This is a genomic window from Pseudomonas sp. PvP028 (genome assembly GCF_017832255.1).
Lineage (GTDB): Bacteria > Pseudomonadota > Gammaproteobacteria > Pseudomonadales > Pseudomonadaceae > Aquipseudomonas > Aquipseudomonas syringae.
In genome coordinates this window covers 4,547,960-4,561,822 of the sequence record NZ_JAFIBL010000001.1, presented here as the reverse complement: position 1 = coordinate 4,561,822, position 13,863 = coordinate 4,547,960, and the positions used below count along the sequence as shown (strand labels likewise).

Here is a 13,863-nt window from a genome sequence, read left to right as displayed (position 1 = left end):
CGTGAGCCTTCAGCATAAGAAGCCGCCGTCGACGTTCAGCGCCACACCGGTGGTATAGCTGGAGGCCTCACTGGCCAGGTAAAGCACCGCGCCGGCCATCTCGCTGGGAGCGGCAACACGTTTCAGCGGGATTTGCGACAGCGCCATATTGAGGATCGCGTCGTTCTTGACCAGTGCCGATGCGAACTTGGTGTCGGTCAAACCGGGAAGCAGGGCGTTGCAGCGAATACCAAACTCAGCGCACTCCTTGGCAAACACCTTGGTCATGTTGACCACGGCTGCTTTAGTCATCGAATAGACGCCTTGATAGGCGCCCGGCGATACCGCGTTGATGGACGCCACGTTGATGATGCTGCCGCCGCCGTTTTCGCGCATCAGCTTGCCGGCTTCGACGGACATGAAAAAGTAGCCGCGAATGTTGACGTCGATGGTCTTCTGAAAGGCGCCGGGATCGGTGTCCAGCACGTTGCAGAACTGCGGGTTGGTGGCGGCGTTGTTGACCAATACATCCAGGCGCCCGAACTGTTGGCGAATCTGCGCGAATGCACTGCTTATCTGTTCCAGCTCACCGATGTGGCAGGCAATGGCTGTTGCCTTGCCACCGTCGCTGACGATGGCGTCCGCCACCGCCTGGCAACCCTCGAGCCTGCGACTTGAGACGATAACGTGCGCGCCTTGCTGGGCCAGCAGCCGAGCAATGGCTTCACCGATTCCTCGGCTGGCACCTGAAACGAATGCAACCTTGCCATCAAGGTCGAAGAGCTGGGTTCTGGACATGTCATTTCCTTGTCTTGGCGCTGGCGGTCAGAGGCTGGATTTTTCGATCACGCTCAGGCTCATCTGCTCCAGCAACCTGTTCATATGAATGAATTGGGCAAAGCGTTTGTCCTGAGTCTGGCCGTGAAAAAACCGGTAGTAGATCTGTTGCACGATACCGGCCAGACGGAACAGGCCATAGGTGTAGTAGAAATCGAAATTGTCTATGCGCACGCCAGCGCGCTCGGCGTAATAGTCGACAAATGCCTGGCGGGTCAGCATCCCCGGCGCATTGCTCGGCTGGCGGCGCATCAATTGAACCGGGGCTGGATCGTCGGCCTGTACCCAGTAGGCGAGGGTGTTGCCCAGGTCCATGAGCGGATCGCCGAGCGTAGTCAACTCCCAGTCCAGCACGCCGATGATCTGCATCGGGTTGGCCGGGTCGAGGATCACATTGTCGAAACGGTAGTCGTTGTGCACGATGCTCGAGGTGGGCGAGTCGGCAGGCATTTTGTCTACCAGCCAGCGCTTGATCTGCTCCCACGCTGGAGCGTCCGGGGTCAGTGCTTTTTCATAGCGTTCGGACCAGCCGGAAATCTGCCGTTGTACATAGCCTTGCGGCTTGCCGAGGTCACCCAGGCCACAGGCCTGATAATCGACGCGATGCAAGTCCACCATCTTGTCGATAAAGTTTTTGCACAGCTGTTCGGTCTGTGTTGCATCCAGCGCCAGTTCCGACGGCAGGTCAGAGCGCAGGATGATCCCCTTGACGCGCTGCATGACGTAGAACTCCGAGCCGATCAGTGACTCGTCCGTGCAGTGCAGATACGCCTCGGGACAGTAGGGAAAGGCTTCCTTGAGCTGATTGAGAATGCGGTATTCGCGACCCATGTCATGGGCTGAGCGCGCCTTGTGTCCGAAAGGTGGACGACGCAGTACCAGTTCCCGCTCAGGGTACTGAAGCAGATAGGTCAGGTTCGATGCGCCGCCCGGAAACTGACTGATCGTCGGTGTGCCGTGAAGATCCGGCACGTGCGCCTTCAGGTACGCATCGATCAGGGAGGCGTCCAGTTCTTCGCCGTTGCGAATCTCGGTGGACTGGTCAGTCAGTGCCATACGTATCCCTTGTGTTTATTTTGGTCAGCGCAAACTATTGACTAATCTAATGATCGTCCAATCCACGATCAAGCATATGACCGCTTTATAGGCTAGCGTGTTGCCGGGCAATCAGTGGCTCTGATTGCTTTTTTACAGAAAGGTGCGCGCATAAAAAACCGAAGCCGGCAGGGCTTCGGTTTTCAGGTAGTACAGTCTGCTGCGCGCCAGGTTTATACCGGGAACAGTTCGCTGAGCTTCATGGCCAGCATCATGTCGCCTTCGGCACGCAGCTTGCCACCCATGAACGCCTGCATGCCGTCGGTCTCGCCGCTGACGATGCCCTTGAGGGTCTGGCTGTCCATGACCAGGGTCACGTTGGCGTCCGGGTTTTCGCCTTCCTGCAGTTCGCAGGTGCTGTCCTTGACGATCAGGGCGTAATGCTTGTCTTCGTCGGTGATGTTGAAGCCGAAGACCAGGTCCAGACCGGCAGCAGCAGCTGGGTTGAACTTGTTTTTCATGGTCTGTACAGCGTCTGCTACTGAGGTCATGGGGTGATCCTTTTAGAGTGAGTGCCAGCGTCCGACAGGACGCGATTGGCCGGGCTCAGCGATAGGTGATGAGCTCCGGCGCCTTCAGCAGTTGCAAATGTGTGTAACCGTTGAAGGAAGCCAGGGTCACGTCGTTGCCTTTGAATTTAAGCTGGTGCAACGACGTGTTGACGATGTGCCAGTGAAGCTCCAGCGCCTTTGATGCAGGCATTCCGGTAATAAGATGTAGCAGGGCGGTAATGGTGCCGCCGGAGGTGAATACCGCGATACGCTCATGCGGGCCGGCAGCCTGGAGAATCCGCTTCAGGCCTGCTTCAACGCGCGTCACGAACGACTGCCAGCTTTGCAGCCCCGGTGTGTCGTGGTTGCCACTCAGCCAGCGCCTGGTAATCAGGTTGAACAGGCGCTGGAACCCTGCAGGGTTTGCGGCGGCATCGCGCAGAATATCCAGCGCTTGTGGTTCCTCTTCGAGCATCGCCGGTATCAACGCCCTGATCACACCTTCGGCATCGAATTCATCGAACGCGCTGTCCAGTTGCACATCAGGCGTATCGAGGCCTGCCTCGGTGTACTGGCCCAGCACATGCTGGGCTGTGTCTTTCTGGCGCATGAGCTCGCCGGACACACAGCGATCGAAGCTCAGGCCCAGCTCGGCAAGGTAGGCGCCCAGCACTTGAGACTGACGAATCCCCACGGGCGACAGAACGTCGTAATTCTCTGCACCAAATGAGGCCTGGCCATGTCGTATCAGGTAGATGCTGCCCACGTCCGTTTCTTCTCGGTACGCCGAAGGTCCTCCGAGGTTATGAGGGATGCCGGGGGACTGTCAATGAAAAAACATACGCTCGTTTGAAATCATCGTTTTAATGGTTTGTAACGGGTCATTGGCTGGTGCGCCGCACAGGGCGTCGGTATGCTGCATTCATCACAGCCCTTGATTGGTAAGGGCCTGACACTAATGAGGGATATTCGTGGATTTCGTTGTCGATTACGCAAGTTTTCTGGCCAAGACCGTGACGCTGGTGATCGCCATCATTGTGGTGCTGGTTGCCATTGCGTCCATGCGCGGCAAGGGCCGACGCAAGTCGTCCGGGCAATTGCAGGTCACCCGGCTCAATGACTTCTATAAAGGCCTGCGCGAACGCCTTGAGCAGTCATTGCTGGATAAAGAGCGCCTGAAGACGCTGCGCAAGGAGCAAGGCAAGGCGCTGAAAAAAGAGAAAAAGCAGGGCGAGCCCAAGGCCCGTGTCTACGTGCTGGATTTCGACGGTGACATCAAGGCCTCGGCCACTGAAAGCATGCGTCATGAAATCACCGCGCTGCTGACCCTGGCCACCGACAGGGATGAAGTGGTGCTGCGCCTGGAAAGCGGCGGCGGTATGGTCCACAGCTACGGCTTGGCTTCCTCGCAACTGGCGCGCATCCGTCAGGCGGGCATCCCGCTGACCGTATGCATCGACAAGGTCGCTGCGAGCGGCGGCTATATGATGGCGTGCATCGGCAACAAGATCATCAGCGCACCGTTCGCCATCCTCGGGTCCATTGGCGTGGTGGCACAGCTGCCCAACGTCAATCGCTTGCTGAAAAAGCACGACATCGATTTCGAAGTGCTGACCGCAGGTGAATACAAGCGCACCCTGACCGTGTTTGGCGAAAACACCGAAAAGGGCCGCGAGAAATTCCAGCAGGACCTGGACATCACCCACGACCTGTTCAAGAACTTCGTTGCCAGCTACCGCCCGCAATTGTCCATCGACGAAGTGGCGACCGGCGAGGTATGGCTCGGCATGGCAGCGGTCGACAAACTGCTGGTCGATGAACTCAAGACCAGTGACGAGTACCTGGCTGAGCGGGCCAAGGATGCAGACGTGTTCCACCTGCACTACGTGCAACGCAAGAGCCTGCAAGAGCGCATGGGCATGGCGGCAGCGACCTCAGCGGATCAACTGGCCACCAAGTGGTGGGGACGTTTGACCCAGCAGCGGTTCTGGTAGATGTGAGTGAAAAGCTGACTTGAGTCGAGCCTCAATCAACCTGACATCCCAGAACCGCTGTGTGACGCGGAGCGTCACGAACTGCATTCCCACGCGAGCATGGGAACGATAGTCATCAGTTTCAGAACCGTGCCTTTAGCCAAATCCAAATTGCTCTAAAGTGCTTTTCAACCGCGATGGCCCTGACGACGCAGAGTGCGACGTAAGTGACGGCTGAGTCCTGGCGCTGATCCGGGGGTAGCCTGGCAGGACGCCAGGCTAGCCGCACCGGGCCATGGATGGCCCGTTGCGGCGACCCCCGGATCAGTGACAGGGCGAAGGAACTCGACGAAGTCGGGCCGGAAACGGAGCTGGGACTTTGCTCACTTTGGTCCCTCAAAGTGAGTCGCCGAGGGGCGAAAAGGTGACTTGAGCCGAACGCCAATCCACCTGACATCGCAGAATCGCCGTGTGACGCAGAGCGTCACGAACGGCATTCCCACGCGGAGCATGGGAACAATAGTCATCATTTCTTGAGCCGTGCCTTCAGCCAAATCCAAAGGGGCCTGAATCAGCGGCGGCGGAAAAGCGGCAGCGGCTCGTCGGTCGCAGCCTGATAGGTGACCGAGAAGTCCTTCAGACCTTCCAGCGCCTCGTAAGGGTCCTTGTCGGCACGCACTGCAAACGCATCGAAGCCACAGCGGCGCATATAGAACAACTGATCGCGCAACACGTCACCAATGGCACGCAGCTCACCTTTGTAACCATAACGATCACGCAACAGGCGCGCATTCGAGAAACTGCGACCATCGGTGAAGGCCGGAAAATTCAGGGCGATGACCTGAAACTGGTCGACATCCTCGCCGATTTCCTCGGCTTCCTCATCACTGTCCAGCCACACACCCAGACCACCGTCACGTGCCTTTAGCGAATGCGCGTGTTCGCGCCACAGCGCCAGCGGCACGATCAGGTCGTCGCAGTTCGACAGGCTGTCAAAGGTCGTGTCCTTGGGCAATAGATGCCAGGTTTCATCGATGACTTCGTTGTTCTTAATGATTCGCTGCATAGACGCGCTCCTTGAAAGGGTCAATGCCAATACGTTGGTAGGTGTCGATGAAACGCTCGTCTTCGGTCCGTTTTTCAACGTAGACGTCGATCAGCTTCTCGATCACGTCAGGCATCGCCTCCTGCGCAAAGGAAGGGCCGAGAATCTTGCCCAGGCTCGCGTCACGGCTGGCGCTGCCGCCAAGCGAGACCTGATAGAACTCTTCACCTTTCTTGTCCACGCCCAGCACGCCGATATGGCCGACATGGTGGTGGCCGCAGGCGTTCATGCAGCCGGAGATATTCAGGTCCAGCTCGCCGATATCGAACAGGTAGTCCAGATCGTCGAAACGACGCTGGATGGATTCGGCTATCGGGATCGACTTGGCATTGGCCAGCGAGCAGAAATCACCGCCCGGGCAGCAGATGATGTCGGTCAGAAGGCCAATGTTCGGTGTGGCAAAACCATTGTCGCGCAGCTCGTTCCACAGGGTGAACAGCTCACTCTGCTCGACATCGGCAAGGATGATGTTCTGCTCGTGAGAGGTGCGCAGTTGACCGAAGCTGTAGCGATCGGCCAAGTCGGCGATGGCGTCCAGTTGCTTGTCGGTCACATCGCCAGGAGCGACGCCAGTTGGCTTGAGCGACAGGGTCACGGCAATGTAGCCAGGCTTCTTGTGCGCCAGCACATTGCGTTGACGCCAGCGAGCGAAGCCGGGATGTTGAGCATCCAGCGCTGCCAGTTCGGCGTGCTGATCGCTGAGTGCCTTGTATTGCGGGTCGACGAAGTGCCGGGAAACGCGCTGCACTTCGGCTTCGGTCAGGGTGGTCTGACCGCCACGCAGGTGAGCCATTTCAGCGTCGACCTTGGCGGCGAACACTTCAGGGGTCAGTGCCTTGACCAGAATCTTGATTCGCGCCTTGTACTTGTTGTCGCGACGGCCATAGCGGTTGTAGACCCGCAGGATGGCGTCGAGGTAGCTCAGCAGGTCCTGCCACGGCAGGAACTCATTGATGAAGGCACCGACGACCGGTGTACGGCCAAGGCCGCCGCCCACCAGAACGCGAAAGCCCAGCTCGCCCGCTTCGTTGCGCAATGGCTCGAGGCCGATGTCATGCACTTCGATGGCTGCGCGGTCACTGGTCGAACCATTGATCGCAATCTTGAACTTGCGCGGCAGGTAAGCGAATTCAGGGTGGAACGTAGTCCACTGGCGGACGATCTCGCACCATGGGCGCGGGTCTACCAGTTCGTCTGCGGCCACACCGGCAAACTGGTCGGTGGTGACGTTGCGCAGGCAGTTGCCGCTGGTCTGGATAGCGTGCATCTGCACGGTCGCCAGTTCAGCGAGAATATCGGGAACATCTTCAAGCGCGGGCCAGTTGAACTGTACGTTCTGGCGGGTGCTGATGTGCGCATAGCCTTTATCGTAGTCGCGCGCAATTTTCGCCATCATGCGCGCCTGGCGCGAGGTCAGCTGACCGTAGGGCACGGCGACGCGCAACATTGGCGCGAAGCGCTGAACATAAAGACCGTTTTGCAGGCGCAACGGTCGAAACTCTTCTTCGCTCAGTTCCCCGGCCAGGTAGCGTCGGGTCTGATCCCGGAACTGCTTGACGCGGTCCTCGATGATCTTCTGATCGTAATCGTCGTATACGTACATATAGGTCCTGTTCTCAGGCTTCGTCATGAAGCAGGGCAGTGGCGTCAGTCTGGAAAAAGCCCGCTGCTCGTTGTTTCCTGCTTCATCTGGTCAATTCTGCGCGCACGGCCGCGCACTCCCCGGGGAGCGAAGGCGACGATAGCAGTTTGCAGTTATCGATAAAAGTGATGTTTATATATATGCAAATCACTAAAAGCGATAAGCAAAACGACCCTTGTTCATATCCCTGCTTGCCGTGTGGGCAAGACTCGACTTAACTGAACGTTGACCGATGCCAGACAGGTGTCGGAATACTTCCAGTCATGTGCAATCACCCACAAGACCGACAAGAGGCGATGCGATGAGCAAGCACCCGAAAGTAACCAAGCCAGGCAGATCCGTGGATACCTGGGCCATTTTATTCATTGTCATTCTGGCGGTAGGTGCCGCGATGTTCTGGGCCAGCAGCCGATGACGGGTCGATAAAGGATCTGCCGAAGCTCAACATGGCTTCTGGCGAAGCATCGCCATTTTCATTGAAAGCGATGTTGCCGCCTGATCACTCAGGCGGCAGATAACTGGTCAGACGTTACTCGTCGTAGCCCAGGTTCGGAGCCAGCCAGCGTTCGGTGACGCTGAGGTCCTGACCCTTGCGAGCGGTGTAGCTCTCGACCTGATCCTTGTCGACCTTGCCCACCGCGAAGTACTGCGCCTGAGGATGGGCGAAATACCAGCCGCTGACCGCTGCAGCCGGGAACATCGCGTAGTGCTCGGTCAGGAATACGCCGCTCTTGCCTGCGGTGTGTTCGGCGCTGCCTTCCGGCAGCGGATCGAGCAGGGCGAACAGAGTGCCTTTTTCCGTGTGATCGGGGCACGCCGGGTAGCCGGGTGCCGGGCGGATGCCCATGTATTGCTCCTTGATCAGCGCCTCGTTGTCCAGCGCTTCGTCCTGCGCATAACCCCAGTATTCCTTGCGCACCTGTTGGTGCAGCCATTCGGCGCAGGCTTCGGCGAGACGGTCGGCAAGCGCCTTGACCATGATCGAGTTGTAGTCGTCGCCGTTGTCCTGGTAAGCCTTGGCGACTTCCTCGGCGCCGATGCCGGCAGTGGTGATGAAGCCGCCGATGTAGTCGGTCAGGCCACTGTCCTTGGGTGCAACGAAGTCGGCCAGCGAGAAGTTCGGCTTGCCGTCGGGCTTGATGGTCTGCTGGCGCAGGTGATGCAGCCTGGCCAACGGCTTGCCGTCGTCGCCATAGACTTCCAGATCATCGTCATTGACCTGATTGGCCGGCCAGAAGCCGAATACCGCGCGAGCGCTGATCAGCTTCTCGTCGATCAGCTTGCGCAGCATCTGCGTTGCGTCGGCGTACAGCGCAGTGGCCGCTTCACCGACCACCTCATCGGTGAGGATGCGCGGGTATTTGCCAGCCAGGTCCCAGGAAATGAAGAACGGCGTCCAGTCGATGTACTCGGCCAGCACGTTCAGGTCGATATCCTGCAGCACCCGAGTGCCAGTGAACGTCGGTTGGGCAGGGGTGTAGTTTTCCCAGTCGAACTGCGGCTTTTTAGCCACTGCAGCAACGTAGCTCAGGCGCTCGGTGCGCGCGCTGCGTGCCGAGGTACGTTCACGCACTTCGATGTATTCGAGTCGGGTTTTTTCAATGAAGGCCGGCTTCAGCTCTTTAGACAGCAACTGGGTCGCGACGCCGACTGCTCGGGAAGCATCGGTGACGTAGATCACTGCGTCATTGCTGTATTTGGGCTCGATCTTCACCGCCGTATGCGCCTTGGACGTGGTCGCGCCGCCGATCATCAGCGGCAGGTGGAAGTCCTGGCGCTGCATTTCCCGTGCAACATGCACCATTTCGTCCAGGGACGGCGTGATCAGGCCGGACAGGCCGATGATGTCGCATTTCTCGTCGCGGGCCACTTGCAGGATTTTTTCGGCAGGCACCATCACGCCCAGATCGACGATGTCGTAGCCGTTACAGCCCAGTACCACGCCGACGATGTTCTTGCCGATGTCATGCACGTCGCCCTTGACCGTCGCCATCAGGATCTTGCCCTTGGCTTCGGGCTTGTCGCCCTTTTCCAGCTCGATGAACGGAATCAGGTGCGCCACTGCCTGCTTCATCACGCGCGCGGACTTGACCACCTGGGGCAGGAACATCTTGCCTGCGCCAAACAGGTCGCCGACCACGTTCATGCCCGCCATCAGCGGGCCCTCGATCACTTCGATAGGCCGCGCGAATCCAAGACGCGACTCCTCGGTGTCCTGGACGATGTGCGTGGTGATGCCTTTGACCAGCGCGTGTTCCAGACGCTGATTGACCGGCCAGCTGCGCCATTCTTCGGTTTCGGCTTCCTTGACGCTGCCATCACCCTTGAACTTGTCGGCAATCGCCAGCAACGCATCGGTACCCTCTGGATTGCGGTTGAGCACAACGTCTTCGACACAGTCACGCAGTTCAGCGGGAATCTGGTCGTAGATTTCCAGCTGCCCGGCGTTGACGATGCCCATGCTCAGGCCATTGCGGATCGCATGCAGCAGGAACACCGAGTGGATCGCTTCACGCACCGGGTTGTTGCCGCGGAACGAGAACGACACGTTGGACACACCACCCGAGGTCAGCGCATACGGCAGCTCGTCTCGGATGTAGGCGCAGGCGTTGATGAAGTCCACGGCGTAGTTGTTGTGCTCTTCGATGCCGGTGGCGATGGCGAAGATGTTCGGGTCGAAGATGATGTCTTCCGGCGGGAAGCCCACTTCGTTGACCAGAATGTCGTAGGAGCGCTTGCAGATTTCCTTCTTGCGCGCCTCGGTATCGGCCTGACCCTGTTCGTCGAAGGCCATGACTACCACGGCCGCGCCGTATCGTTTGCACAGCCGCGCGTGATGAATGAACTGCTCGACGCCTTCCTTCATGCTGATGGAGTTGACGATGCCCTTGCCCTGGATGCACTTGAGGCCGGCCTCGATCACTTCCCACTTCGAAGAGTCGATCATGATCGGTACGCGGGAGATGTCCGGCTCGCCTGCGATCAGGTTGAGGAAGGTCACCATGGCCTTCTTCGAGTCGAGCATCCCTTCGTCCATGTTGATATCGATCACCTGGGCGCCGGCTTCGACCTGCTGCAGGGCAACTTCCAGGGCTTCGGTGTAATTGTCTTCACGGATCAGGCGGGCAAAGCGGGCGGAGCCGGTGATGTTGGTACGCTCGCCGACGTTGACGAACAGCGACTGGCGATCGATGGTGAATGGTTCGAGGCCTGAGAGGCGGCAGGCCTTGGGGATGTCCGGAATTTCCCGCGGCGCGTAACCCGAAACCGCCTCGGCAATCGCCTTGATGTGCGCCGGGGTGGTACCGCAGCAGCCGCCGACGATGTTCAGGAAGCCGCTCTGGGCGAATTCTTCGATGATCTTTGCCGTCTGGCTCGGCAGTTCGTCGTATTCGCCAAATGCATTCGGCAAGCCAGCGTTGGGGTGCGCGGACACATGGGTGTTGGCTTTATTGGCCAGCTCTTGCAGGTAAGGGCGCAGCTCGCTGGCGCCCAGTGCGCAGTTCAGGCCGACCGAGATCGGTTTGGCATGGCTGATCGAGTTCCAGAACGCTTCGGTGGTCTGGCCGGACAGGGTGCGCCCCGAGGCATCGGTGATGGTCCCGGAGATCATGATCGGCAACTCGAAGCCCACTTCTTCGAATACACCCTGCACGGCAAAGATCGCCGCCTTGGCATTGAGTGTGTCGAAAATGGTCTCGATGAGGATCAGGTCGGCACCGCCTTCGATCAGCCCCTTGGTCGCTTCGGTGTAGTTCTCGACCAGTTCGTCGAAGGTCACATTACGATAGCCGGGGTTGTTGACGTCCGGCGACAGCGAGCAGGTGCGGCTTGTAGGGCCCAGCACGCCGGCCACGAAGCGCGGCTTGTCCGGGGTTTCCAGTGTCTTGGCGTCTGCGACTTTGCGTGCCAGGCGTGCGCCTTCGACGTTCAGCTCGTAGACGATCGATTCCATGCCGTAATCGGCCTGGGACACCTGGGTGGCGTTGAATGTGTTGGTTTCAAGGATGTCGGCGCCGGCATCCAGATAAGCCTTCTCAATGGCGCCGATCACATCAGGGCGGGTCAGGATCAACAGGTCGTTGTTGCCTTTGACATCGCTTGGCCAGTCGGCGAAACGTTTGCCGCGATAATCCTGTTCTTCGAGCCTGTAGCTCTGGATCATGGTGCCCATGCCGCCATCAAGGATCAGGATCCTCTGTTTCAGAGCAGTGAGAAAGGCTTGATGGCGGGCGCTGCGGTCAGACATGGGGGCTACCTTGAGAAGGTCGATTCTTTAAAGAACGGGATGATAGCAAACCGGAACGGTTTTGGTGGTGTTGCGCCTTTTGCATGAAAATCATTCATGTTGGAGCGGGTGATGCCCTTGTAGAATCGTGCCATTTTAATATCAGAGCCCATGGCATATGCAGCACCGTTTGTTGGCAAGCGTCGCCTTGCTTTTTATCTGCTGTGCTGTCCAGGCCCAGACTCCTGCACCCCCCGTCACACCGGCATCCCCGGCGATTTCCTATGTAAAGGACATCCAGCCGATCCTCACCGAGAAGTGCGTTGCCTGCCACGCCTGCAATGACGCTCCGTGCCAGCTGAACCTGGGCAGCGGGGAAGGCGTCAGCCGTGGTGCCAGCAAGGTCTCGGTCTATCAGGGCGAACGCAGCGAGGCGGTTGCGCCGACGCGCCTGTTTTATGATGCGCGTGACACCGACGCGTGGCGCGGCAAGGGTTTCTACTCAGTATTGGAAGCTCAGGGCAGCCAGGCGGCATTGATGACGCGCATGCTTGACCTGGGGCGCAGCGCACCCTTGCCAGCCAACAGCAAGATTCCGGATGACATCGCGCTGGGCATCAATCGCGAAAACGTCTGCCCGCTGCCCGGCGAATTCACTGCTTATGCGGCTGCCCACGCGCAGCAGGGCATGCCGCTGGCGGTCGCCGGCCTGACCGATGCCGAATACCAGACCCTGCGGCGCTGGCTGGCCGCCGGTGCGCCGGTCGAGCAGCAGGCCATTACCCCGAGTGTCACCGAGGCGGCGCAGATCAATGCCTGGGAGGCGCAGCTCAACGAACCTGGGGCGAATCAGGCGCTGGTCGGTCGCTGGCTGTTCGAACACCTGTTCCTGGCGCACATCTATTTCGAAGGCGGTGAGGCGGGGCACTTCTTCCAGTGGGTGCGCTCGCGAACTCCAAGCGGTAAACCTGTGGACCTGATCGCGACCCGTCGTCCCGACGACGATCCGGGCAGCGACTTCTATTACCGGCTGATCCCCGTGCAAGGAGTGATCGTTCACAAGACCCACATTACCTACGCCATGAGCCCGCAGAAGCTGGCGCGGGTCAGGCAGCTGTTCTACGGGGCCGACTGGAAAGTCAGCGCATTGCCGGGCTACGGCCCTGGCCATCGTGCCAATCCGTTTCTGACCTTCGAAGCCATCCCGGCAGCGGCGCGTTATCAATTCATGCTCGACAACGCCGAATATTTCGTCCGCACGTTCATTCGCGGGCCGGTCTGTCGCGGGCAGATCGCCACAGACGTGATTCGCGATCAGTTCTGGGTGCTGTTTCAGGACCCGTCCCATGATCGTTACATCACCGATGCGACGTATCGCGGGGAGGCCACGCCATTGCTGGCCATGCCGGGGCAGAACGATGACGTGGGCAGCGTGCTGAGCCTGTGGCTGTCCTACCGCGACCGACGCAATGAGTATGAAGACCTGCGCCGCGACAGTTACGCGAAAATGCCTGCGCCGGGCTGGAGCACGCTGTGGGCAGGCAATGACAATGCCTTGCTGACCGTTTTCCGCCATTTCGACAGTGCGTCGGTCAATAAAGGCCTGATTGGTGACGTGCCGCACTCCATGTGGCTGTTCGATTACCCGTTGCTGGAGCGTACCTATTACCAGCTGGCGGTGAACTTCGACGTCTATGGCAATGTTGCACATCAGGCCCAGACGCGACTGTATTTCGACTTGATCCGCAATGGCGCCGAGATCAACTTCCTGCGCCTGATGCCTGCCGACCTGCGTGAAGACATGCTCAGTGATCTTTATCAGGAGGGCGGCAAAATCAAGATGTGGCTGGATTACCAGAAGATCGACGACGATACGCCGACGGGCATCAAGCTCGATGAAAAGGCCGCGCAGCGTGACTTTGCGTCCAGGCTGATTGAGCGCTTCGGCACATTGAATGCTGCACCTGACCCGATCAACCGCTGCACCGGGGCGTATTGCTCGCGGCCTGGCCTCGACAGCAGCTTCGCTCAGGCAGAACAGGCGCTGAGCCGATTGACGTCGCGTCCTGCGGCGGGTCTGAAGGTCATCGATCAGTTGCCGGAAGCGAGCATGCTGCGGATTGAGGGCAGCAATGGCAAGCGCGTGATCTACAGCATGCTGCGCAACCGCGCGCACAGTAATGTCGCGTTTCTGCTGGGCGAGTCGTACCGCTATATTCCGGGCCTGGACACATTGACTGTCTACCCGGGCGTGCTCAGCAGTTACCCGAATTTCATTTTCAACATTCCAGTCGCACAGGTGCCGGCCTTTGTCGATGCCATGCAGCAGAGCAAGGATCAGGCGAGTTTCGAACAGATCGTCCGGCATTGGGGCATCCGCCGTACTCATCCGCTGTTCTGGAGCTACTTCCACGATCTGAATCGCTACGTTCAGGAAACTGAACCGCGCGAAGCCGGTGTGCTGGACATGAATCGCTACGAGAACCTCTGAAAAACGGGGGCTTCACGCCGCA

9 protein-coding genes are annotated in these 13,863 nt (G+C 58.9%); 2 read left to right on the top strand and 7 right to left on the bottom strand.

Features of this window, described 5'->3' with window-relative positions:
• Positions 1-9: 9 nt before the first annotated feature.
• From JOE34_RS19465 to JOE34_RS19450, 4 genes are all read right to left on the bottom strand, one after another.
• Positions 10-777: an SDR family oxidoreductase gene (locus JOE34_RS19465; RefSeq protein ID WP_046266468.1), complete on the bottom strand. Its 768-nt coding sequence runs from the start codon at positions 775-777 to the stop codon at positions 10-12.
• Positions 778-804: 27 nt separating this feature from the next.
• Positions 805-1,872, bottom strand: coding sequence for a phosphotransferase family protein (locus tag JOE34_RS19460; RefSeq protein ID WP_046266467.1), 1,068 nt, complete (start codon positions 1,870-1,872; stop codon positions 805-807).
• A gap of 212 nt (positions 1,873-2,084) precedes the next feature.
• Positions 2,085-2,402 carry an SCP2 sterol-binding domain-containing protein gene (locus JOE34_RS19455; protein WP_003348992.1) on the bottom strand — a complete coding sequence of 106 codons (318 nt, stop codon included), beginning with the start codon at positions 2,400-2,402 and terminating at the stop codon, positions 2,085-2,087.
• Positions 2,403-2,457: 55 nt separating this feature from the next.
• Positions 2,458-3,168, bottom strand: coding sequence for a histidine phosphatase family protein (locus JOE34_RS19450; RefSeq protein WP_046266466.1), 711 nt, complete (start codon positions 3,166-3,168; stop codon positions 2,458-2,460).
• 205 nt (positions 3,169-3,373) lie between these two features.
• On the opposite strand from JOE34_RS19450, the gene sohB reads away from it, so the two are divergent.
• Positions 3,374-4,396, top strand: coding sequence for a protease SohB (gene sohB, locus JOE34_RS19445; RefSeq protein ID WP_044312872.1), 1,023 nt, complete (start codon positions 3,374-3,376; stop codon positions 4,394-4,396).
• 550 nt (positions 4,397-4,946) lie between these two features.
• Here the strand turns inward: sohB and JOE34_RS19440 are convergent.
• The 3 genes from JOE34_RS19440 to metH form a co-directional block, all read right to left on the bottom strand.
• A complete protein-coding gene (locus JOE34_RS19440; protein ID WP_003410270.1) occupies positions 4,947-5,441 on the bottom strand; it encodes a DUF934 domain-containing protein in 495 nt (164 codons plus the stop codon).
• Positions 5,425-7,083, bottom strand: coding sequence for a nitrite/sulfite reductase (locus JOE34_RS19435; protein WP_003410272.1), 1,659 nt, complete (start codon positions 7,081-7,083; stop codon positions 5,425-5,427). Before JOE34_RS19435 ends, JOE34_RS19440 begins: the two co-directional genes overlap by 17 nt.
• A 568-nt stretch (positions 7,084-7,651) precedes the next feature.
• Positions 7,652-11,371, bottom strand: coding sequence for a methionine synthase (gene metH, locus JOE34_RS19430; RefSeq protein WP_046265925.1), 3,720 nt, complete (start codon positions 11,369-11,371; stop codon positions 7,652-7,654).
• A gap of 337 nt (positions 11,372-11,708) precedes the next feature.
• On the opposite strand from metH, the gene JOE34_RS19425 reads away from it, so the two are divergent.
• Positions 11,709-13,841: a fatty acid cis/trans isomerase gene (locus JOE34_RS19425; RefSeq protein WP_174518694.1), complete on the top strand. Its 2,133-nt coding sequence runs from the start codon at positions 11,709-11,711 to the stop codon at positions 13,839-13,841.
• Positions 13,842-13,863: the final 22 nt, after the last annotated feature.